This is a genomic window from SAR324 cluster bacterium (assembly GCA_015232315.1).
In the GTDB taxonomy this organism is placed as follows: Bacteria; SAR324; SAR324; order SAR324; family NAC60-12; genus JADFZZ01.
In genome coordinates this window covers 135,189-158,483 of the sequence record JADFZZ010000008.1, presented here as the reverse complement: position 1 = coordinate 158,483, position 23,295 = coordinate 135,189, and the positions used below count along the sequence as shown (strand labels likewise).

General features: G+C 47.1%; 15 protein-coding genes. 7 read left to right on the top strand and 8 right to left on the bottom strand.

The annotated features are described in order from the left end of the window. Positions 1-292 precede the first annotated feature (292 nt). The 4 genes from HQM11_08595 (at position 293) to HQM11_08580 (ending at position 10,791) form a co-directional block, all read left to right on the top strand. The gene (locus tag HQM11_08595) at positions 293-487 is read left to right on the top strand and encodes a type II toxin-antitoxin system VapB family antitoxin (protein ID MBF0351079.1); all 195 of its coding nucleotides are present in this window, start codon (positions 293-295) and stop codon (positions 485-487) included. Beyond that, on the top strand, positions 484-903 hold the full coding sequence (locus tag HQM11_08590; protein ID MBF0351078.1) for a PIN domain nuclease: 420 nt from the start codon (positions 484-486) through the stop codon (positions 901-903). The genes HQM11_08595 and HQM11_08590 overlap by 4 nt, the downstream gene beginning before the upstream one ends. A gap of 666 nt (positions 904-1,569) precedes the next feature. Further along, the gene (locus HQM11_08585; GenBank protein ID MBF0351077.1) at positions 1,570-10,284 is read left to right on the top strand and encodes an Ig-like domain-containing protein; all 8,715 of its coding nucleotides are present in this window, start codon (positions 1,570-1,572) and stop codon (positions 10,282-10,284) included. Positions 10,285-10,473: 189 nt separating this feature from the next. Next, positions 10,474-10,791, top strand: coding sequence for a pyrimidine/purine nucleoside phosphorylase (locus tag HQM11_08580; GenBank protein MBF0351076.1), 318 nt, complete (start codon positions 10,474-10,476; stop codon positions 10,789-10,791). Positions 10,792-10,865: 74 nt separating this feature from the next. Here the strand turns inward: HQM11_08580 and HQM11_08575 are convergent, their stop codons facing one another. The 6 genes from HQM11_08575 to HQM11_08550 form a co-directional block, all read right to left on the bottom strand. Then, positions 10,866-11,501 carry an LON peptidase substrate-binding domain-containing protein gene (locus HQM11_08575; GenBank protein MBF0351075.1) on the bottom strand — a complete coding sequence of 212 codons (636 nt, stop codon included), beginning with the start codon at positions 11,499-11,501 and terminating at the stop codon, positions 10,866-10,868. Next, the gene (locus tag HQM11_08570) at positions 11,494-12,630 is read right to left on the bottom strand and encodes a DNA photolyase (protein MBF0351074.1); all 1,137 of its coding nucleotides are present in this window, start codon (positions 12,628-12,630) and stop codon (positions 11,494-11,496) included. Before HQM11_08570 ends, HQM11_08575 begins: the two co-directional genes overlap by 8 nt. 9 nt (positions 12,631-12,639) lie before the next feature. Further along, positions 12,640-13,584: a bifunctional riboflavin kinase/FAD synthetase gene (locus HQM11_08565; GenBank protein MBF0351073.1), complete on the bottom strand. Its 945-nt coding sequence runs from the start codon at positions 13,582-13,584 to the stop codon at positions 12,640-12,642. Positions 13,585-13,592: 8 nt separating this feature from the next. Next, positions 13,593-14,936 carry a dihydroorotase gene (locus tag HQM11_08560; GenBank protein ID MBF0351072.1) on the bottom strand — a complete coding sequence of 448 codons (1,344 nt, stop codon included), beginning with the start codon at positions 14,934-14,936 and terminating at the stop codon, positions 13,593-13,595. Continuing rightward, positions 14,933-15,922, bottom strand: a complete 990-nt coding sequence (gene hemB / locus HQM11_08555) for a porphobilinogen synthase (GenBank protein MBF0351071.1) — start codon at positions 15,920-15,922, stop codon at positions 14,933-14,935. The genes HQM11_08560 and hemB overlap by 4 nt, the downstream gene beginning before the upstream one ends. Positions 15,923-16,132: 210 nt before the next feature. Beyond that, positions 16,133-17,344 (bottom strand): ferritin-like domain-containing protein, encoded by a 1,212-nt coding sequence (locus tag HQM11_08550; protein MBF0351070.1) that lies wholly within the window; start codon positions 17,342-17,344, stop codon positions 16,133-16,135. Between the two features lie 240 nt (positions 17,345-17,584). On the opposite strand from HQM11_08550, the gene HQM11_08545 reads away from it, so the two are divergent. The 3 genes from HQM11_08545 to HQM11_08535 all read left to right on the top strand — a co-directional run bounded on the left by HQM11_08545 (position 17,585) and on the right by HQM11_08535 (position 20,821). After that, entirely contained in the window at positions 17,585-18,454 is an 870-nt protein-coding gene (locus tag HQM11_08545) for an alpha/beta hydrolase (protein ID MBF0351069.1), read from the top strand. A 66-nt stretch (positions 18,455-18,520) separates the two neighbouring features. Next, the gene (locus HQM11_08540) at positions 18,521-19,711 is read left to right on the top strand and encodes a ferredoxin--NADP reductase (GenBank protein ID MBF0351068.1); all 1,191 of its coding nucleotides are present in this window, start codon (positions 18,521-18,523) and stop codon (positions 19,709-19,711) included. 39 nt (positions 19,712-19,750) lie between these two features. Continuing rightward, positions 19,751-20,821, top strand: coding sequence for a hypothetical protein (locus HQM11_08535; GenBank protein ID MBF0351067.1), 1,071 nt, complete (start codon positions 19,751-19,753; stop codon positions 20,819-20,821). Here HQM11_08535 and HQM11_08530 read toward each other — a convergent pair. Further along, positions 20,818-21,993: a hypothetical protein gene (locus HQM11_08530; GenBank protein MBF0351066.1), complete on the bottom strand. Its 1,176-nt coding sequence runs from the start codon at positions 21,991-21,993 to the stop codon at positions 20,818-20,820. The two genes, HQM11_08535 and HQM11_08530, sit on opposite strands and share 4 nt — an antisense overlap. Positions 21,994-22,291: 298 nt before the next feature. Then, the gene (locus HQM11_08525; protein ID MBF0351065.1) at positions 22,292-23,290 is read right to left on the bottom strand and encodes a hypothetical protein; all 999 of its coding nucleotides are present in this window, start codon (positions 23,288-23,290) and stop codon (positions 22,292-22,294) included. Positions 23,291-23,295: the final 5 nt, after the last annotated feature.

Genomic DNA, 23,295 nt, shown 5'->3' with positions numbered 1-23,295 from the left:
GGAGTGTGGCCTTGGCTTCGGTGACGGCCTTAAAAAAGAATCAGGAATATCCAACCTGGTTTAAGCATCATGTCCTTGAGTTTAAACTGGTTGCGTAAAATACACCTGCACAGGTGGCAAAATTTCATGATGGGCGCGCTTTGGTTGCCGTCAGCCTCAGCGATTTGTTGGGCTGAACTACCCCCCGTCCCTTTGTATTACGCCGCCTCTTATGTTTTTGGCATAGAGTTCTCTTGCTTTTCTATGGCCTAGTGTGTACGAATAATAAAAACTATACACAATAGGAGGTCAAATGAGGACTAATATTATCATTAACGATCAATTACTGTCTGAAGCTATAGAACTCAGCCAACTCAAAACTAAAAAAGCAACTGTTGAAGAAGGCCTGCGGTTATTGATCCAAGTAAAAAAACAAGCACAGATCCGTAAACTTCGAGGTAAACTTCAGTGGGTTGCTGATACCGAATCGATAAAGGAAAATTCATGATTCTGGTGGATGCCTCCGTATGGATTAGTTATTTCAATGGGAAAATAGCTTGGCAGACTGAACTGTTAGATCAATTATTACAGACGGTACCTCTTCTGATGGGTGATTTAATCTTGACAGAAGTTCTACAGGGGTTTCGCTTTGACCGCGATTTTGAAAAGGCCAAGTCTCATTTAGATGTTCTTCCTTGTCGCACAATAGGGGGATATGATCTAGCCCTGCAAAGCGCCATAAATTATAGGCGATTGAGAAAACAAGGCATTACTATCCGTAAAACAGTGGATGTTCTTATTGGTACGTTTTGTATTCAAGAAAACTTGCTATTACTGCACGATGATCATGATTTTGATCCAATGGTTGATCACCTCGGATTAAAAATCATTTCCTCTGACTTCTTATTTTCTACCAGATTGTGAGTAACTGTCTCTCCTGTCCAACGACACGCTAACCCGATTTTGTGCTGTTTTTCGGCCAAAAAGTTCGGTGATCAGCGTTTTGTTGGAAGTTTTTCTTTTGTTCAGCAATCCCCTTAGGCCCTGCCAAGAAATAAATGGTACACTTTTCTTTTTCGGCACCGTGTCATAATCCCACCTCCGGTGGTTTGCCAAGGAGCCGTGGAAGGGCACCAGAGATGCATTATGGAACGGTTCCCGACGAGACGTCAGGAACCAGAGTAATTTAAAAAACTTTTGATCGGGTACTTAACTGTATCGGCTTAAATTGGTAGCCCATACAGTTTAAATCAACACGATTCACAACCCGGGATGCTTGGTTTGGTTGAGGACGAATTAAACAGGTTCTATCAGTGGATTTCAAGGTTAATTGCTGACAAGCGGAGGAGTATTGAGATTTGATATTATTAAGGTTACTAAAATAATCGACTTGAGGGATGGAGCATGCTCCAAATTTCTGTTATAAAAAGGCCATAGTGTTGAACTTTTGTCGTCTGAAAAAGATCTATTTACGGAAGGGTCCTGAAACAATGTGAGTTTTGGAGTCCCACATCTCTTATTTTTTGAGTACCACCTGAAATAGAATATCCATAATCTTTATCACACATCTCAGCGGTTTAGGGAGGCTTTATGAACATGCCACATTTTCAGAAAAAAGGGATCAGCGGAAAAACAAAGTCCGCGCTTTGGGTGAGTTTGATCCTCATGGCAATGTCACTTCTGGTGCTTGAGAGTTGCGATGAGGCACCCGGTGGTAATCGAGTCATGCTGGAGCGTATAACCGCCGGGCGTGTGATGCTCGAACGAATCACTGCCGGACGTGCCGCCGGACGAGTGGTGGATGGGCCTATCGCGGGCTCAACACTCATTGCCAGAAATCCTAAAACGGGTGAAATTCTGGTGGATGCAAATGGAAATCCCTATACGGCTGTAACGAATGAGGATGGGACCTACACCTTTGATTTTGCTGTGGGTAGCGATCCTGACTCGTTGAATCCTGTTTCTGTGATTATTGAAAGTGCTGATGGTGTTGATATTGGTGCTGATGGATCCAAAGGCGATGCTGATTTACCAGGGATGACCCTCAATACGGTTGTCAGCATCACACCCCCTGAAAATATTAACGTCACAACAGTTCCTGATCAGAGTCAGGTTTCTGTCACACCGGTGACTTCATTGATGGCGTCTAATCTGATTCAGTCACCTGACAGTTCATTGGAAGATGTACAGAAAAAAACTCAGACACAAACCGGTTTGAGTGTTACTGAGTTGACATCAGATCCCACCCAAAATGCCAATGCGGCTCAGGTTGCGTCCTCTCTGGCCATGGTAGCCCGTCTCACTGAAGAAATCACAAAAGATGCCAATAATAACAGTCAAATGCCATCTAAGGAGATCTTTAAGTTGTTTGCAAGCTCCGGGGCCGCTTTGTTTGAAACTTCTGCTACTGGTGGCGTTACCCTGCAAACCGGGATAATTGTATCCGCTCTGCAGAACACAGCAGGGTTGACCGGTCAATCCCAAAACAAGGCTGTTGCGATTGTCAATGCCAGTGCGGATGTGATTCCATTTTTGGCACAACAAGCCGCCAATCAGGTTGGAACCAATGATGACAGAACTAAAAACAGGGCGGTAGCGGTTTTAGATGTGGGAATAAAAAATTTGATGTCGACGGCCGAATTGCTGAAAAGCAATAATGATTTTACTGAGGGAAATCAACTGGAAGTGGTTACAAAAACACTCATGCGCGCTGCCGAAAAACAAACAAATACTATTTATAACCGACCCCTGGATTCTTTTGATAAACCACTGGATACCACCACTGTTGATTCTCAGGTTTCAGGAGCACAGCTTGATACCATTGTTCAGGTCAGTAAAAGTGCGTCTTCAGACAGCAATTCTTTTTTGGCAAAAGCATCCGGAAAATTCACTTCTGATCAGGTAAATGCGCTGACTGAGTGTATGACTGAAATGAGTGCTTCGGGCAAGAATCCTGAAGAAATCATGAAAATGCTGGAGGTCAGTGGCGATCTAATTGAAAAGCAACTGGCCGATATGACTGTTCCAGGAAATATTTCTTCGAGTGCTGTCGCCAAAACTGTAGGGAAAAGTATTTGTGATTTTATCAAGTCTTTTGACCCAAATTCATCTTCTTTCACACAACTGGTCAGTGAAGCCAAAAGCGGTACCGGTGATTTGTTTGATAACAGCAAGGACATTGCCAACCAGACCGTCAGTGTCGTGGTCACCAGCATTCAATCTCTGCAGACCAGCAATGCCAGCGCATCGGATGTGCTTAAAAATTCCGCGGCCTTGGATCAGATGTCTAATACCATCAATCTGGTTGCGCAGTTGCAGGAAAAAGGCGATCTGACAAAACGTATCGACAGTGCCACAATGAATTCAGTGGTTCAGACGACGCAGACCAATCTTATTTCCAAGGTGCAGGATTCGCTTCTTCCTGATATTGCAAGTACGAATGTCGCATTTACAAATACAGCGGCATTGAGCAACCCTGCGGGGATGGAGGTGAGCACAATCAGCGGCAAAGTCACAGAAACCGGCTCCACAACCACATTCACGGTGGTTTTGAAAAGTGCACCTGTAGCGGATGTGGACATTCCAGTTGTAAGTTTTGATACGTCAGAAGGAACTGTTGCGCCCTCGTCCTTGAAGTTTACTGCTTCTAACTGGAATGTTCCCCAGACTGTTACGGTCACAGGCGCTAATGATTTTCTGCATGATGGGAACCAGATTTTTCAGGTCAGGGTTGGTTCCGCAGTGTCCACGGATGCTAACTATAATCGATATCCGGCTACCACCGTCAACGTGACAAATATTGATGATGAAACACCTGGATTCCTGGTGGGTAAAATTAGTGGCAACACTACTGAAATCGGTGGAACAGCTACTTTTGGTGTTCGTCTGGCGAGTCAGCCTAATTCTGATGTTGTTGTTGCTGTAAAAAGTATGGATACGACCGAAGGGACAGCATTGCCTGCGTCTCTCAAATTCACCGTAGCGAACTGGGACACGATCCAGATGGTGACAGTAACTGGCGTGAATGATTATATTGCTGATGGAAACATCAATTATCCGATTGCTTTGGATAAAGCTGTTTCTGGGGATAAGGACTATAATCTTCTGGATCCAGAGGATGTGGCTGTTATCAATGTGGATGACGAAATTGCAGGCTTTATTGTCAGTTCGATGAGCGGAAGCGCCATGACTGTTAGTGCTGTCAGTGGCAAAGTGACTGAAGGTGGCGCAACAGCAACATTCAGTATTGAATTGAAAAGTGAACCTTATGCAGACGTTACTATTCCGATCGCAAGTCTTGATATCTCAGAAGGAACAGTTTCGCCTTCGTCGCTGACATTCACTGCTTCTAACTGGAATGCCCCCCAAACAGTTACCATCAAAGGTATTAATGATTTTCTGCATGATGGGAATCAGCTTTTTCAGATCAAAGTTGGTCCCACTGTGTCAACAGATGTTAACTATAACAGCAATCCTGCGACTGCAGTCAATGTGACCAACATTGATGACGAAACTCCCGGGTTTTTAGTAGGCACCGTCAGTGGGAGTACAACTGAAGCCAGTGGAACCGCCACTTTTGGGGTTAGCCTTGCCAGTCAACCTGTGTCAGATGTTGTCATCGCTGTAAAAAGTTTTGATCTCACTGAAGGGACGGCATTGCCCGCATCGCTCAAATTCACAGTTGATAACTGGAATGCTATTCAAATTGTGACGGTCACTGGCGTGGATGATAATCTGGCTGATGGCAATATTCCTTATAAAATAGTTTTGGATAAAGCTGTTTCTGCCGATAACGACTATAATCTGCTTGATCCTCCAGATGTGGATGTCATCAATGTGGATAATGAAACGGCAGGTGTTCTTGTCAGTACCATCAGTGGCAATACCACGGAAGCTGGTGGGACCGCTACATTCACTGTCAAGCTAACCAGTGAACCAACGGCTGATGTGTCAATGGCTCTCACAAGTTCTGATACGACGGAAGGATCTTTGTCAACCACGACACTGACTTTTACCGCGGCGAACTGGAACGCGGATCAGACAGTAACAGTCACTGGCGTCGATGATTTCATCATTGATGGCAATCAGACATACACCATTGCGCTGGCAAAAACAGTATCCACAGATGCCAATTACAACGGTTTGGCCCCTGCGGGTGTGAGCGTGATCAACACGGACAATGAAACGGCTGGTTTTGTTGTGAGTGACTTGATCGGCAATGTGACAGAAGCAGGAGGAACCGGAAATTTTGTGGTTAAATTGACCAGCCAGCCTACCGCGGATGTGACCCTCACGGTCACCAGCAGTAATCTTCTGGAAGCGACAGTGACTCCAGGCACTCTTACTTTTGGCGCAACCACATGGAATATCGCACAAAGTGTTACGATCACAGGCGTTGATGATATTGTCGCGGATGGGAATCAACCTGTAACAATTGCCCTGTCACAGGCAACCTCCGCTGATGCCAATTATAATGGCATTGACCCAGTCGATGTCACAACAACCGTAACAGATAACGAAACTCCAGGATTCATTGTCAGTGCCATCAGCGGCAATACCACTGAAGCCGGTGGAACCGCGACGTTCACTGTCATGCTTCAAAGCCAACCTGCTGGAAATATCAGTATTGGAATCACCAGTAGCGCTATTGATGAAGGAACGGTTTCACCGCCGGGCATGACCTTTTTAACCAGCAACTGGAACACTCCTCAGATGGTCACTGTGACCGGTGTGGATGACGCTATCGCGGACGGAAATCAGAATTTTTCCATCTTTCTTGATAACACAGCCTCTGTGGGAACCTATATCGGTATTGAACCAGATGATGTGACGGTGATCAATGAGGATGACGAGAGTGTTGGTGTCACCGTGAGTGCTCTGAGTGGAACAGGAACTTCAGAAAGTGGTTCAAAGCAGGAACATTTCACGATTGTTCTTAACAGCGCACCGATTGCGGATGTTACGATTGAGGTACAGACCAGTGATCCCACAGAAGTCATCACTTATCCTTATGTGACCTTCACTCCTGCCAACTGGAATACTCCACAGACCATTGATCTTTATGGAGTGGATGATGAATTGCTGGATGGTCCGCAAAATGTCACTGTTTTTCTGGGTCCGGTTGTGTCAACGGATCCGGTTTACAATGGTTTTGATCCTGTTGATGTGTCACTCTCGAACGGTGATGACGATCAGATTCAGATATCTGGAGGAGCTTCCCATACATGTGCAACTGATGGCATGGAAATCAAATGCTGGGGATCCGGTTCAAATGGAAACCTTGGCAATGGGAACATCGGCGGTTCCAACATACCTGTTAATGTTATTGGATTAACAGATACGATCCAAGTCAGTTCTGGCTTCGATTTTACCTGTGCTCTCAAAAAAGATGGGACCGTTGTTTGCTGGGGAAAAGATGATTTTGGACAATTGGGTGATGGTGGTAACTTGGATCAATGGTCGCCTGTGCAAGTGACAGGTATTTCGACGGCTGTTCAAGTATCATCCGGAAACGATCATGCCTGTGCCGTGCTGAATGATGGCAGTGTGCGCTGTTGGGGACGTAACCATCACGGACAATTAGGTAATAATTCATTGATTGACAGCAACACTCCTGTCGCAGTGCAGGGGATCAATGATGTGGTGGAAATCAGTGCCGGTGGAGCGCATACCTGTGCACTGACAAGCGATCAATCTGTTGCCTGTTGGGGCCAGGGAGGATCTGGTCAATTGGGTGATGGCAATAATCTTGATCAGCCACTGCCTGTATGGGTTGCCAATCTGCAGGGACCCATGCATGTGAGTGCTGGAGATATTCATTCCTGTGCGCTGTTAGGAAGTGGTGAAATCCGCTGTTGGGGTGACAATACTCTGGGCCAGTTGGGGAACGGGACTGCCGCCAGCAGCAATGTCCCTGTCTCGACGATGTCCCTGCCTTCGGTTCGGTTGATTGATGCGGGTTTTGATTTTACCTGCGCAAATCTTTATGACAGGAATGTACAATGTTGGGGGAGTGGAACTTCAGGGCAGTTGGGTATTGGAACAAACACCGATAAAAATTCTCCATCTGCTCTTACAATTAATAACATTATGCAATTGAGCCTTGGTCAATATCATGCCTGTGCGATGGACGGTGCCCAGAATGCCTGGTGTTGGGGCTCAAATACAATGGGTCAGCTTGGAATCGGGGATATGACGGATCACAATACTCCGGTTATGGTTAATTTTGGTTCTGGTGGTGGGACCTGTACTTCCAATTGTACCTGTACTTCCAATTGCGGGGGCGGGCCTGAACAGTTCGGAACCGCCTACCAGGAAAAGGTTCATGATGTATCGATGGATCAGGATGGTGTCGTGTATGTGGTTGGTTCGACTACCGGTGATCTGGATGGGCCTGGTGCAGGGGGGAGCGATGCGTTTATTGTGCAATACAGTTCTTCTGGAACGAAACTATGGTCACGCACCTTTGGCACCAGCGGTGAAGATGTCGCTTATGCGGTTGCGACCAATACCGCAGGCGATGTGTTTGTGGTCGGTAGCGTAGGCGGCAGTTTGGATGGCAATACTTACGAAGGCGGACTCGATATCGTTCTGGTAAAATATGATTGGAATGGCAACCGTCAATGGTCAAAACAGATTGGCATCATTGGGGATGATGAAGCCTATGACATTGCTCTCGATCCCGATGGTTCCATTTATGTGGCAGGGTACACTTCCGGCAGTTTGGCTGGAAACAATAGTTATGGAAACACCGATGCGGTACTCCTCAAGTTCAATAGTGCCACTGATCTGCAGTGGGCTGAGCAGATTGGAACTTCAGCTTCTGATCTGGCCACAGGTGTGGCTTTGGATCATACAGGAATGGTTCTGATTTCTGGAAATACAGGCGGATCGCTTGGGGGTTCCAATGCCGGTGGTACCGATGTCTTTGTGGTGCGGTATGATCACCTTGGCCGAAGAGGGTGGATGCGGCAAATGGGTTCCATGTATAGCGATACAGCGACAGCCATGGCCGCAGATAATGACAATGTGTTTGTAACGGGTTACACAGATGGTTCAATTGGCGGAAATTCCAACAGTGGATCCTATGACGCCTTTGTGATGGCATTCAATGCTTTTGACGGAATGGACAAATGGACAACCATGCTGGGCGAATCCGGATGGGATGAAGCTCATGATATTGCGATTGATCCAGCCAACCATGCTTTGTATATCACAGGTTTCACACAGGGTTCTCTGTTTGGAGGAACTCCTATGGGAAATAATGATTTGTTTCTGGTAAGATATGATTATACCGATTATTTCGCTTCAATCGTCTGGGGGATTCAGAATGGAACCAGTGTTGACGATTCAGGAAGCGCATTGGCCTTGAGCCCCAAAAATGAAGTAATCATTGCGGGACATACAGATGGTGACTTTGAGGGCAATACCAATCAGGGAATGTCCGATGGCATTGTGCTTCGAATTGGAACGGATGACCTGCAACTGACTGCCGCCTATGGGTTTAAGGGAGATGCGAATGATTACGGAAAAAATCATCTGGATGGCACGGTGTTCAACGCTACTTTAACCACAGGACCTGGAGGCGATCCAAACAATGCCTACAGTTTTAATGGCACAGATTCCTATATCAGTTTCCCTCATGATGCCTCGCTTAATCCGGGAACAGGGAGTCTTACCCTCAGCATGTGGTTGAAAGCGGATTCTTTTCCGGGAACAGGCTCTTCCGGCATTATTTCAAAATCCGATTTTGATGGTTCCACGATGTTTGATTCCTACAGTTTGTCTGTTGACAGCAGTGGTTATCTGACTGTGAGTGTCCGTGACAGTGACTCAGCAACCCCGGATTCTATGACGAGTTATTCGGTACTCACGTTGAATACATGGACAAGAATTGATATTGTCATCGACGTCATCGAAATGACATTGTATATCGATGGGGTACATGAAACCAGCGCCTCCTTTATCAATGCTGACACAACGGTCAATCCATCCTCAAACCTGATTCTCGGTGCTTTACAGAACACCTCCGGTATTCCGGAACTGTTCTTCAATGGTGTGGTGGGTTCCTTGATGATCCGTGCTCGGGCACTGTCAGACGAGGAAGTATATCAATATTATCGAAGCGACTCAGATCATGACATCCCTGCGATAGTCAACTCTGCCCCGATGGATAATGCTGTCAATGTGCCGGTGGACAGCATGATTAGTGTGGAGTTTGACGAAGATTTGGACGTGAATTCAATCAACAGCAACTCGTTCCGGATTACCAAAGACAGCAACAATAGTATGGTTCCCGGGCGTTTTGCCTATGATGCGACCACATACACTGTATATTTCTTTACGGAAGCTTTACTGGATGCTGGTGCCGCTTATACAATCACATTGCATCCTGGAATCCGTGATGTTGTGGGCAATTCTTTAGGCGGGCAATATACCCTGACTTTCACAACTCAGGGAAATAATACATGGACTACCATAGCCACAATGAGTGAGTCCAGATGCTCTCCTGCCGGAGGTGTTCTGGACGGACAGATTTATGTGGTTGGCGGTGTTGATGCTTCCAATTATTATCTGAACAGCATGGAGATTTTCGATCCGGAGTATGATACATGGTCTTCCGGCTATAATATGCCCACACCCCGCAAAGGTGCGGCACATGCGGTGGTTGGCGGCAAGCTTTATGTGATTGGCGGCGAAACCACTGGCGGTACACCAACAAATTCTGTGGAGGCTTTTAATCCGGATGCCTATGCATGGGAAACAAAAGCCAACATTCCTGATGCGAGGGTCGGAATGTCAGCACAGGTATTTAACAATAAAATATATGTTGTTGGCGGTTATCCAACTGGAGTCAGTTATGTATACGATCCTGTTTTGAACACCTGGTCAGCTCTCATGGCGATTCCAACAGGTACTTACTATGCTGGATCTGCGGTGGATGGAAACAATATATTTATCTTTGGAGGTGATGACTTTGCAGGCAACTACTCCAATGGTGTCAGAACGTATAATCCGGTGATGGATACTTGGGGTGTTTCCTCATCAAGCCCAAATGTCAGAGCATATCAATCCGCAGGGAAAATGTTCAATCGACTGTTTATGGTTGGTGGTTCCACAGCTCCGGGGGTTCGTTCCAGTGCCTTTGAATGGTATGCCTTTGATGGAACATGGATACCCAAAGCAAATTTGCCTGCGGCAAGAGATCAGGGGGTGGCTGTGGTGCTGGATGACCGAAAAGTATTTTATATTGGCGGGTCTGACGGTGCTAATTGCCAAAATAGCGTTTACTCCTACAATCCTTAAATTTTGAACAGCCCTGTTGTTGCGGGGCTGTCGCCTGCCTTTTTGAAATAGATTCACCTCTCATAACGCTTCAAATAAACTCCAACTTGAGTTCTCCAAACAAAAAAATTATCTACTCAATTCTCTGAGCACGCTTTATTTCAGGGGACTATCCAATGAACCATTACAATGATTGAGGAAGGAGTATTCATGAGTGAATTCAAAAGTGTTACTGTCATTAAAAAAGCAAATATTTATTTTGATGGAAATGTTACCAGCCGTTCTGTCGTGTTTCCCGACGGTTCCAAAAAGACTCTGGGCATCATGCTTCCGGGCGAATATGAATTCAATACCGATGCTAAAGAAATCATGGAAATCATGTCTGGAGATCTGGAGGTTTCACTACCTGGTGAATCTGGATGGCGAACTGTGAAGGGCGGAGAATCGTTTGATGTTCCCGCAAAATCCAAATTTGGACTGAAAATCAAAAAAATTACGGATTATTGCTGTTCTTTTATTGCGGATTAGAGTTTGCGAAGATGTGTTGACAGGAGGAGCATCAAGGTCGCACTGCACCCCTCGAATTATAGACGAGGGGTGGTTCAATTCAGGGCTTGAGATGTCATGTCGGAAGACTCATTGATCTGATCCATGCGCATCAATGACAACAAATCCTCGCGGCGGGAGATCAGATTGGGGGATTCAAGCAGTGCCTGTTTTTCAATGCCCATGAAGTCCAGATTCATGCACAATAGATTGATCAGGTATTTCCGGGAAATGGATTTGATTTTTGTCCAGTCAATCTGAATCTTTTTGCGCAAAACATAAGCCGCAAACACTTCAAAAAACTCAGTGTCGTCACTGTCCTCCATCGTCTCACCATCTTCCAGATCATTGTAAAATGCCGAATAATCCACAATTGCCTGGCGATAAAGTGTCTCGACTGTGAGTTCCTGCTTCACACTGAAGCGGATCAAACCATGCAATCGGATTAAGGAGTTGCCATTGGGCAGTTTTTTACGCCATTCTACTTTTCCCAGACAGCCTGTTTCAAACAAAGGAATGCCACCGGGTTCTACTGGTTGAATCAAGCCAAGCAAGGAATCATTTTCCAGTGCGTGTTCCAGCATTTGTTTGTAACGGGGTTCAAAAATATTCAGGGGCAAAATTGTTTTTGGCAGAAGAATTGTGCCATACAAGGGAAACAAAGGAATTTGTGTGGAATACCCTTCATTCATTGGCGCCTCCTGCCTCAGAAAAATTTTGTTGAAATTGACTGGAAATCATCTGTTCCAGTTCCTCGGAATGATGAGGATGAGCCGTCATTGAGTTTTCCCAGACAGAGGCTTTTTCCATACACAGGTAGAGCGGAACCTGAGGCGCCCATTGGCGTAGTTGATCTTCCATGAAGTGAAACATTTCTTGTCGAATATGCTTGAGATAGCGCATTTTCCCATCGCCAACAGGAACAAATTCGCCCAGGAAAATCCGGCTGTTGGGAAATCGTTCTTCCACGACCTGTTTGAGTTTGGGCAGATATCTCAAACTCCCCAGACTGATCCAGGCGATGCGTTGTGGCTCAATGGTTTGAGTCAATAGCCGGACCACTTCCGCATAGCCACTTTTCCAATCAGGATACTGGATCAACGGATCAAAATGAAATGCGATTTTATAACCAGCTTCTGATGCTTTTTGGGCCGCAAGCAGTCGTTCATGCAACCGGGCCGTTTTGAATTCTTCATGGGTGACCAGGTATTCAGGATTGATCGACCATGCAATGACCGTTTTGCCACCATGCGGCAAGTCCAGCAAATGGTCCACATGGTCTGATTTGGTTTTGAGTTCAAGAACCGCATTGGGCAGTTTGGCAAAAAAGCGGATCAGATGACGGTTCAGACCGAGGGCCGGGTCAAGCGCAAGGCTGTCGGAATGTTCGCCGGTTCCAACTCTGAACAAACGTTGGGGATGTTGCAGAACATGATTTTGAACTTGTTCCAGAATATCTCCCACATTCGCATGGACGGTGATGACCGGTTTGTTCAAAAAAGCCTGGAGGATACAATAGGTGCATTCAAACGGGCAGTTTTCCACAAAATCAATGGTGAAATAATTACAGCAAACGGCACCATTGGTCACACCCGGACAAAGTTTGAAAGCATCGCCCTTAAAATATTTCAGATGCAGGGTTTTTTTGCCCCTTGTCAGGTGGTTTGCTTCAGGATCTTGTGACGGTTCATCTTTATGCCATGCATAGTTTTCCACAAACACTTGCGGCACCTTCGAAAATCGTTGGAGGATTTCCTGAGTCAGCGGTTCATGTTCCACGGCCTGATCAATGATGATGCGTTCTGGAAGGTATTGATACATGCGGTTCCTTCAGGTTCGGCGCCAGCCGGGAATTTGTTGATCCAGAAATCCGTGAGCCTGCTCCATGTCCTGGTGGATTTGTTTGCGGAGTGCTTCCGCATCGGGAAAAGTGGTTTCAGACCTTAGAAATTTTAAGGGCCGTACTTCGATAAAATTGCCGTAAATTTCTTGCTGAAACTCAAAAATCAGGGTTTCTACAGAAAATTGATTTTTGCCGAAAGTGGGTTTGACGCCAATGTTGGTGATGCCATAACGAATATCTTTCGGAAAATGGATTTCGGTGACATACACTCCATTTGGAATGGCCAGACTTGTATTGGGATAAATGTTAGCGGTCGGCAGTCCCAATGTTCGGCCACGGTGATCTCCATGAGAGATGGGGCCATAGATGCTGAAAAAACGCCCCAGATATTCCGGAATTTCCTTAAAGCGCCCTTCCTGGATCAACTTCCGGATGAGAGTGCTACTGACGGTTTGCCCGCCGATTTCAATAGCGGAAACCTTCTGTACATCAAAGCCCTGTGCCTGTCCAATTTGTTTCAATCGTTCCGCATTGCCGGCCCGGTTTTTCCCGAAATGGAAATCGTGTCCGATGACCAGTTGTTTCAGATTGAAATGTTCCATCAGAAAACGCTGGACAAATTCTTCGGGCGACAGACAGGAAAACTCTCTGGTGAAGGGAATGATATGAACAATATCCAGTCCAGCTTCTTCAAACAATTTCACCCGATGTTCAGGTGTGCAGATCTTGCTGACGGTTTTGTCTGGTTGTAACACTTCCTGTGGATGCGGATCAAACGTTACCAGAGCGGCAACCGCCTGACGGATCTGCGCTTCTTTCAGCACCGAGTCCACCAGTGCCCGGTGCCCTAGATGCATTCCGTCAAAGTTTCCGATGGTTGCGACGACAGGTTTGTCTGGGGTCCTATCGTCACGAAAGCGTACAATTTCCATAGTTATCTCTATCTTCGTTGGTTGGTCGACTCTGCGGCGCTGGAATCAAAGCGCAGTTCCTGCCCACGGATGCCTTCCAGGATCTGTCCATTCAGAAACACTGTTTGTCCATGAACCATTGTTCTCACCGGCCACCCTTGCAGGGACATTCCTTCATAGGGGGACCAGCCGACTTTGGTGAACAACTGACCACGGGTGACGGTTTTTTTCAGGGCTAAATCCACCAGCACGAGATCAGCGTCATAGCCCACTTCGATTCTGCCTTTGCCAATCATTCCATACAACCGGGCTGGTGCGTCACACATCCAGCGTGCGACATCCTGAATGTTGCACAACCCCTGATTGACCCGATTGAGCATGAGCGGAAGCGAGGTTTCAACTCCGGGCATTCCCGAGGGCGCTGTTCCATAAGGCTGATTTTTTTCTTCAAGCGTGTGCGGGGCATGGTCGGTGGCAATGCAGTGGATCACACCGTCTTTCAGTCCCTGCCATAGTGCGTCGGCATGGCGTTGTGTGCGTAATGGCGGATTCATCTGGGCCAGCGTTCCCAATCGCTGATAACAGTCTGGTGCTGTCAGAATAAAATGCTGGGGACAAACTTCGGTGGAGATCCGATTGTTTGCGGGCAGTCTTCGCAAAAGTTCAGTTTCTTCAGCGGTGGTGAGATGCAGAATGTGCAGGCGCCGTTGATATTTGAGCGAAAGTTCCACGGCCAGGGTGGTCGCTTTCAGCGCGGCGGCTTCATCCCGGATGCGTGGATGCATCGAAACTTTCAGATCATCACCCATGAGTGCCCGGTTGTCATTCATGATGCCTTCATCTTCAGCATGCACCGCGATGAGTCTGGATCCATTCGCAAATATTTTCTCAAGATCCTCACGTTTGTCCACCAGGAGGGAGCCTGTGGAAGAACCCATGAAAATCTTGATTCCGCACACGTTTTCCACCGCGTTCAGTTCTTCCAGATTATCTGGTGTGGCTCCGATAAAAAAACCATAGTTGACCACACAGTTTTTGGCGGCACTCTGTTTTTTTTCTGCCATGAGCTGGCGTGTGGTGATGGCGGGTTTGTTGTTGGGCATGTCCAGAAAACTGGTGACGCCTCCAGCCGCGGCGGCTCTGGAACCGGTGTGCAGATCTTCCTTGTGGGTCAGTCCCGGTTCACGAAAATGAACCTGGGGATCAATCACTCCGGGGAGCAGTGTCAATCCGGTCGCGTCAATGATTTCGCCCTTGGGCTGAAGGCCCTGACCGAGTGCGGCAATTTTTCCATGCTCCACCAGAACATCTGTTGGGACTACGCCTCCGGGCAGAACGACATTCGCATTGCGGATTGTGACTGTTGCGTTCATGAGAGTCTCCCGTAATTTTGTTTAAGCCATTGGGCGGCGTCTTTGGCAAAATAAGTCAGAATCATGTCCGCGCCAGCACGTTTGATGGATAACAACATTTCCATCATGGCAGGTTCACGGTTGATCCAGCCTTTTTCTGAAGCGGCAATGATCATGGCATATTCCCCGGAAACGTTGTAGGCGGCAACCGGCACATCAAACGTTTCCCTGACTTTGGCAATGATATCCAGATAAGCCAGCGCCGGTTTGACCATCACCACATCCGCACCTTCGGCAATGTCGAGTTCCACTTCTTTCAGGGCTTCTCTCGTATTGGCCGGGTCCATCTGATAGGTTTTTTTGTCACCGGATTTTGGTGCGGAATCCAGCGCACCCCGGAAGGGGCCATAGAAACAGGAGGCGTATTTGGCGGAATAGGCAAGAATTCCGACCTGATTGTAGCCGTAATTATCGAGTGCGTCACGGATGGCACCAACGCGACCATCCATCATGTCAGACGGGGCAACCCAATCGGCTCCGGCTTCAGCGTGAGACACTGCCATTTTGCACAAAACTTCGATCGTCTCATCATTCACAATTTCGCCATCTCGCACCAGTCCGTCGTGTCCGTGAAAGGTATAGGGGTCCAGTGCGATATCGGTTTGAACGCACATTTCAGGGCATGCCTTTTTGAGTTCACGCAACGTTCGCTGGATCAAACCATACGGGTCATGGGCTTTGGTCGCAAGGTCATCTTTTTCAGTGGAGTAACCAAACAGATTCACACCTCCCACACCGAGTTCCAGCAGTTCATGGCATTCCTGAATAATCTGGTCAAGGGACAATCGAAATTGACCGGGCATGGTCAGAATGGGATCACGAATCCGGGTTCCTTCTGTGACAAACATGGGATAAATGAGATCCTGTGGGGCAAGAACAGTTTCTCTCACAAGGGAACGGATTGCTGGAGAACGTCGCAATCGTCGGGGGCGGTGGGTCAAACGCATAGAGTCTCCACGGAGAAATTGACATCAAACATGAAACTTCAAGGATGAAAAGATCCGGAACTCTAAAAGCTAATCCGGGAAGATACAAGACACTATCACAGGTCCTGGTGCATAGAAAAAATGCGGAGGCAGATCAATGAGGAAGAAACAGAGGCGGCAGTCTATGCGATCAATCCCGCAAAGACTGCCTGAAAAGCAGATAATGAAAAATCAGGAAGCTTTCGCCAATTCTCGTTCTGCGGCTTGAGCGTCAAGATCATTCATCATATCGTTGAAGGACAATTCACTGGCGTTTTTGCCGGTCACATATTTCAACATGCCGATGTCCTCGTAACGTTTTTCAACCCGTTTGGACAAGAGTCCGATGTATTTTAAGTTGGGAATCAAACGGCTGTACATGACATAACGGAAATTGGCCATTCCCGGTGATCTGGTCACCATATCATTCCAGTCAGCACGGGACATCGTGCCTTCAAACCATTCCTGATACACTTCATGCGCCAGAAAACGGTTGCGCATCAGCAGTGCTACTTCAAAGGCCCAGTCTTCCCGTTCAATCCGTTCTTTTTCGCTCAGTTCCTCATAATATTTTTTCAGGGCCAGCACTCCGTAATGCACATGCCGGGCTTCGTCCTGTATCACATACTTGAGCAGTTCCTTGAGCAGTGGTTCCGAAGTCTGGTTATAGATGGTGCCAAACGCTCCCAGCGCCAGACCTTCCACCATGATCTGCATTCCCAGAAATTTCATATCCCAGCGGGAATCCGTCATGAGTGCGTCAATGATGGTGAACAGGTTGTCATTGATGGTGTACATTTTGTTGAGCTTGGTTGAAAGATAGCGGTGAAACACTTCAATATGCCGTGCTTCGTCCATGACCTGTGTGGCTCCGTAATATTTTCCGTCGGTCCATTTTACTGATTCTGTCACTTGAGCGGTTGCCAGCAAGGCCCCCTGCTCACCATGCAGAAACTGGCTGAGCATCCAGGAAACAACACTGTATTTCAGATTCTGATATTCTTTGGGGGTCAGTTTTACTTTTTTTTCAACCAGTTGCTCCGGAGCAAGAAAACTGTCTGGAAGCAATGGAATATTAGGATTCTCAGGATCCACATTCACATTCCATGGAAGATCTGTCGCACCGTTCCACTGGTTTTCCTTGGCTCGTGAATAGAGATCAAACATTTCAGGATAATCTGAAGTGTAAGAAAAATTGAAAGAAGCGGAATGGTTGGCCTGCATCAGAATTTCGCCCTCCTGCTTTCCCTGTTGTAGCAAAAATCCACGGGTGGCTGAGGGGAGCAAGGTTAACAGAACTTTGGGATTCCGGACTTCCGTGGCGATGTTGACCGCGTCCATGACGGAAGCAACCCGATGTCGTAAGGTTAAGGGCAATGAATTGAATACGATATCTGACATCATATCTTCTCCTTTTTTTGAATGTGCATACAGGAGTCCTACATAATTCAGGACATGGGGTTTATCTTTCAGAGACACTCTCTGTCCCCCTTTCGATGATTCGCTTATACGATAGAAAAAATGCCATGTAAAGATGTTTTTGAGTAATTACTCTATTTTTTATTTGACAGAATTGAAAATATTTTCCTATAATCTGGCCCGGATGAAGTTGAGCGATTGATTCAATCAGGCAAAGGAGGGTTCATGAACGAGATCACGTTATCAGCGGGTGATTTGAAATTTTCAGCACTCGTGGAAGGCACAGGACAAACCATTTTGTTTCTGCATGGATTTCCTGACACAAAGCAGACATTTTCGAAGCAGATCGAATTCTTTTCAGGCCGAGGATATCGTGCTGTCGCACCCATGCTTCGTGGGTATGAGCCTTCATCCCAGACCAAAGCACCCTACTACCTACGCAGTGTGGCCGGGGATGTTCTCCAGTGGATTGATGAATTGGGGGAAGACAAAGTTCATTTGGTGGGACACGACTGGGGGGCGGTGATCAGCTATGTGGTTTGCGCCATGGCGCCGGAAAAATTTATGTCTTTGTCCACACTGGCGATTCCACATCCGCGTCGATTTTACAAATCCTTGAGTCTGTTGCCCGTTCAGTTGCGAAAATCCTGGTATATGCTGTTTTTTCAGATGCGCGTCATTGCGGACATGAAGGTTGAAGCCAATGACTGGGCATTGATTGAGAAGCTTTGGCGTGATTGGTCACCAGACTGGAAATGCCCTGAGAGCATGATGCACTCCATCAAAAATACGTTTTCAAAACCCGGTGTCAAGGCCGCGGCATTGGGCTATTACCGGGCCTTGTTTGAGGTCTTTTCGTCAGAAAGTCGGCGTTCCTGGAAACTGCTGGGTGCTCCCCTTCATGTTCCGACACTGGCACTGACAGGCGAACGTGATGGATGCATGGATTCACGTTTATATGACATGATGCGTTCTGACGATTTTTCTCAAGGTCTCCAGATAACGCGTGTTCCGAACGCCGGACATTTTTTACATCTGGAACAACCCGCTCAGGTCAATCAACTGTTGTTTCAGTTCATCAACAATCATTCGTAAAACACGGCATCATTCAGCCGGATTATCCACCACTCAGGCAAAGACCTGATTCATAAGGAGATCACTATGGGAATCGTCGGTTCAATGGCAAGATTCGCGTTTAATCAGTTAACACGAGAGAAAAGCCCAACCCAAAACCCTGCCGCATCGCACGGAAGAAATTCGAGGACTGTGGCCTCCGCGGTCAGTATTCAACAAAGCGCGTCACGTTATCAGAACAGTGCTGTGGCAGTTTCCGCTTTGCCGCAACTTTATTCAATGGAAATTCTGGAAATCCGCCAGGAAACTCACAATGCTGTTTCGATAATCATGAAACCACGGAATGGAAAAATTCCGGACTATAAACCCGGCCAGTTTTTAACCCTTATTCTGAATATTGAGGGCGAGGAATACCGTCGGGCTTATTCCTTTTCCAGTTGCCCACTGGATCATGACCATGTGGCCGTGACGGTGAAACGGGTTGAAGGTGGAAAGGTTTCCAATTATCTGAATGAAAATGTTAAGGTGGGGGATGTCCTTCAAGTGATGGGACCCAGTGGTTCTTTCACACTCGATTCACTGGAAAAAACAGGGAATTCTTTTGTGTTTATCGGTGGCGGGTCCGGCATCACACCGATGGTGAGCCTGGCAGAAACACTTTTGAGACAATCAGAGTCCGCACGTATCATGTTGCTGTATGGGAACCGATCTCTGAAGGAAATTATTTTTCGCAAACGTCTGGATCAACTGGCCAAACAATATGCGCCCCGATTCAGTGTGGTGCATGTGGTGGAAAAACCGTCAAAAACTTTTGAAGGGTCAACAGGTTTGCTCACAGGGAATAAAATTCTGGAACTGGTCAGGAATCCGACTCAACACCAGTATTTCATTTGTGGTCCCGGTCCGATGATGGATGGTGCGGAAACGGCTCTCAAAACAGCCGGAGTCTCTGAAAAGGACATAAAGCTTGAACGATTTTCATCGCCGTCAAACAAAGCGTTTGCGGTGCCTCAAGAGAGTCATTCCATTCAATTTAAAAATTCAGGGATTGATGTTTTACCGGAAGTGGGCGAAACCCTGCTGAAAGCTGGTCTGCGTGCTGGTGCGCCGCTCCATTACAGTTGCACGATGGGTGGCTGCGGTGCCTGCAAGGTCAAGGTTGTCAAAGGCAATGCGATGATGCCTGAACCCAACTGTCTCTCAAAAGCCGAGCGTGAAAAAGGATATGTTCTGGGATGTATCACCTATGCTGGCAGTGAACTTGAAATTGAAGGATGACATCTTCAACAATGATTGATCCATTTTATCTGAGGAATTATGAGTCAAAAAAACGCAACTATCATCCGTCCCATTCCACACTTTAAAAACGTAAGGGAATCCGCGTCTCCCCAGGCTCGTCTCAAGAGTGTGAAAGAGGCGTGTCAGGGGTTTCGAAAAGAAATGCTGGCAGAAGATCCGGTGGTGTATTACAAGTCTTGTAGCCTGATTCGGGTTCCTTATCCTTCCCGCTATGGTTTCAGTGGCGCCTGTCTGGTTCCGACCCCATTTATTCATATTCTCAACCGCTTGTTTATCCTTCAGTTCCAAACCTCGGAGGGCATCAAAACCTTGCTGGCCTCGCCTTCAGATCTGGAAGGAAACGCGGAAACCCCTTTTTTCAAACGATTGCAGGATTCCATGGGACCGCTCAAGTCGCTGGGACAACAATTCCTCGCACCCACCATTTCAACCGTGGAACATTGTCTGGCTCAGGTGGGAATCACGCCGGAACAGGTGGACTACATCACTTATGACCATCTGCACACACAGGATATCAGGAAATGGCTGGGCTCCCATGGAAATCCCGGGCATTTTCCCAACGCGAAACTGCTGGTCATGCGCCAGGAGTGGGAATCCACCAAAGCCTTGTTGCCACCTCAGGCGGATTGGTATTGTCCTCAGGGGATTGACGGGGTTGATCCGGAGCGAATCATTTTGCTGGATGGCGATGTGATGTTGGGTGAAGGCGTGGCGCTGATTTACACGCCCGGGCATACGGAAGGGAACCATTCGATTGTGGCTCACACTCCTGAAGGTTTGATGGTCACCAGTGAAAACGGAGTCGGACCCGACGCTTATGCGCCATTGGCTTCAAAAATTCCCGGCTTGCGGCGATATTCCGAAGCCACCGGGGTGGAAGTGATTCTCAATGGCAACACCCTTGAACGAGGGCTGGATCAATATATTTCGATGATTCAGGAGCGTGAAATCGCAGGAAGATCTGTGCGGAATCCTGATTTTTACAATATGGTATGCTCCTCTGAAGCGACCGCATACTGGGCATTTCCGGGGATCCATCCCACCTGGAATTTCGGGGATCTCCAGTTTGGAAAAGTTTTCAGACCTTAAAATCTGGCGGTTGCGCCAACATTGAACAGGGTGGTGTTGATTCTGTTACCACCCTGATTGTCTTCCCGTTCCCCCGTATAAATCGCGTGAATCCGGTAAGTGTCTTTTTTTGCGTCCGGATAATATTCCAGTCCGGCCGTATATTGAACCACCTTCTGAAGTTCCTGCTTGTTTTCCAGATTCTGATCAGAAGAATAGCGCAGCAACATGTGGTATTTGGGCAGTTCATACCGAATCCCCAGAATCAATCCACTCCAGCTCGTTTCTTCATAATTGGTCTGGCTGATGGTCGTTCCGGCTACAGTATTGCGTGAGGTTACGGAATAGGCTTCCTGTAGCCATTGGAGTTGCTCGGCTTCAATTTTGAGATGGTGGTCTTCAAAGACATCAAAATTGAGTCGCACCCCGGCACTGCTGTGATATTGATTGAAAGCGTCGCTTTCTTCCTGAACCACAGGCCCACTCCCTCCCGTTTCGACCAGGGTCTGCGCACTGGGAAACACGCCTCCTGTGACAACCGTTTCAACCAGCCCATCGCCAAAACTTCCGAACCATCCTACGTTGCCGCTGGTGATGGCCTGATTGGGTTGACGCAGAGGAGTGTTGACCAGTTGAATTTTGAGGGTTTGCTGAAACAATCTGAAGGTCAGATCGCCACCAACCGCATAATGATCCAGTTTTTCACGGGTACGAGAGGCATGATACAGATCAATTTCGTTGTACATCTGCTGTTCAATCGCACCGGCGAGAACCTTGATCTTTCCAACTCGCACCAGAAAAAAGTTCCAGGCTTTTCGATCGATATACCAGTACTGAACAAGGTCGCTGGTGTTGTCTATGTTGCTACCGCTATCATTGGACTGATTGAACGCCAGTTGAATCCGGTATTTGGTCACATCATTGATTTGTCCCCGAAAGTTCAGACGGGCAAACGCGATTTGGAATTTGACGCTGGTGTCCAGTTGCAGAGTTTCCTGAAGGATCTGTTCGGTGTCTTGAACGATCTGCTGATCCTCCTGAACGACTTCCACTCCGTCTGTTGTCTGACGGATCAGATCCAGTCTGAAATCCAGACCGAAATCATGGTATCCCTGAAACATTCCAGAGCGCTGTGCCCAAAGGGATGGTCCCATGCAAAGAATAAATAATAAGGAAAGACTGACTATGCGCATTAATGTACTCCAATCAGGAACAATTGATATTGGATGTTTTTGGGGACTGTACAAAGCTGGATAAAGAAACTCAAGCAAGATAACAATTTATCAGGAATGGCACCTATATCCGACCTCGGCTATAGTCAACGTTTCGCCAATGAGTAGCGCAAACCGGGCAGGACAATACAGGGAACTGTCGCCACGGGTTACGTCCCGGGGAAGGTGACAAACCGTGGAATTTCATCAGGACGTAACCCGATGCAACTCTCTTCGATAGGGTATTTACCATATATGAACCATGCCGAAAAACTGCGGGTCACTCGAGTCCCAGCCATATTTTAGCGGAAATTCGGTCAAGCACCCGAAACTGAATATCGATGACCTGAATTTTCTGTAAAGGAAATTCAGGGCTGGTGAGAAACGGGTCGGCCTCGTTCACATAGATCAGCCAGGAGTCAGCGGTTTTTTCAATGGTGCAATGAACACACTGCCAGGACTCTGTGTTTTGATCAAACACATATTTTATCATGGAATTATCTGAGGAGGCCAACAGATCGAGTGATTTGAGTTCTATCAAAGTGACCTTCCCGGGCACAGGATCAAAGCGGAAATGTGTTACCGCAACCTCATTTTTCAGCACCTGCCTTATTTTCTGAAATTCTCCATTGACAGTGAACGAAAATGGAAAGGAATTCGCTTCTGCCCAGGGCAGTTCGGGGGATTGCCAATAAAATTGTGCCTGTTCTGCATAGACTCTGGACGGGGCCTTGTGGTGATAAGACCAGGTGAGTTCAATGCCCATGACAAGGAGGACCATCAGAATGTTTCTGAATAAAGTGACGTTCTTTAAGAATTGTTGACGGCGTTCCCGGATTTGGGTATCGGTTGCCAACGTTTTACGGATCAGGTGTTTCAGTTGTCGTTTCCATTTTTGGAACAAACTCACATATTGCCAGATCCAGGGTTCCAACGAGACGGGCGGTGCTTCATCCGATAAATTCTGAAGGTTTTTGAGACACCGGATTTCCTGTTTTGAATAGCCTGCTTTTTCAGCAAGTTTCAGCCATGAATCCGCCGTGGATTCTTCCTTGAAAATCAGCATGAAAGCCTTGCACATTTCCTGAAGGGAGTCCTTAACGGTCAGGATGGCAGGTGCTTTTTTTTCATGCAATAGCACAAGGCCAGCGTCGAGAGCCTCTTGACCATCAACCATTTGTTGCTTCAGTTGCTGTTGGAGATCCAACTTCAGATGATCATCCGGACAATTGGCGGGTACAAGCTGTGGAGTTCTAAAATTCAGGGTGAATTTCATCATTGCGC

What these genes read in the sequence shown, in the direction of transcription:
- HQM11_08535 (MBF0351067.1), top strand. Translation starts at nt 19,751, where the DNA reads ATGAGTCAAAAAAACGCAACTATCATCCGTCCCATTCCACACTTTAAA.
- HQM11_08550 (MBF0351070.1), bottom strand. Translation starts at nt 17,344, where the DNA reads ATGATGTCAGATATCGTATTCAATTCATTGCCCTTAACCTTACGACAT.
- HQM11_08585 (MBF0351077.1), top strand. Translation starts at nt 1,570, where the DNA reads ATGAACATGCCACATTTTCAGAAAAAAGGGATCAGCGGAAAAACAAAG.
- HQM11_08565 (MBF0351073.1), bottom strand. Translation starts at nt 13,584, where the DNA reads ATGGAAATTGTACGCTTTCGTGACGATAGGACCCCAGACAAACCTGTC.
- HQM11_08590 (MBF0351078.1), top strand. Translation starts at nt 484, where the DNA reads ATGATTCTGGTGGATGCCTCCGTATGGATTAGTTATTTCAATGGGAAA.
- HQM11_08530 (MBF0351066.1), bottom strand. Translation starts at nt 21,993, where the DNA reads ATGCGCATAGTCAGTCTTTCCTTATTATTTATTCTTTGCATGGGACCA.
- hemB (MBF0351071.1), bottom strand. Translation starts at nt 15,922, where the DNA reads ATGCGTTTGACCCACCGCCCCCGACGATTGCGACGTTCTCCAGCAATC.
- HQM11_08560 (MBF0351072.1), bottom strand. Translation starts at nt 14,936, where the DNA reads ATGAACGCAACAGTCACAATCCGCAATGCGAATGTCGTTCTGCCCGGA.
- HQM11_08580 (MBF0351076.1), top strand. Translation starts at nt 10,474, where the DNA reads ATGAGTGAATTCAAAAGTGTTACTGTCATTAAAAAAGCAAATATTTAT.
- HQM11_08595 (MBF0351079.1), top strand. Translation starts at nt 293, where the DNA reads ATGAGGACTAATATTATCATTAACGATCAATTACTGTCTGAAGCTATA.
- HQM11_08545 (MBF0351069.1), top strand. Translation starts at nt 17,585, where the DNA reads ATGAACGAGATCACGTTATCAGCGGGTGATTTGAAATTTTCAGCACTC.
- HQM11_08575 (MBF0351075.1), bottom strand. Translation starts at nt 11,501, where the DNA reads ATGAATGAAGGGTATTCCACACAAATTCCTTTGTTTCCCTTGTATGGC.
- HQM11_08540 (MBF0351068.1), top strand. Translation starts at nt 18,521, where the DNA reads ATGGGAATCGTCGGTTCAATGGCAAGATTCGCGTTTAATCAGTTAACA.
- HQM11_08570 (MBF0351074.1), bottom strand. Translation starts at nt 12,630, where the DNA reads ATGTATCAATACCTTCCAGAACGCATCATCATTGATCAGGCCGTGGAA.
- HQM11_08525 (MBF0351065.1), bottom strand. Translation starts at nt 23,290, where the DNA reads ATGATGAAATTCACCCTGAATTTTAGAACTCCACAGCTTGTACCCGCC.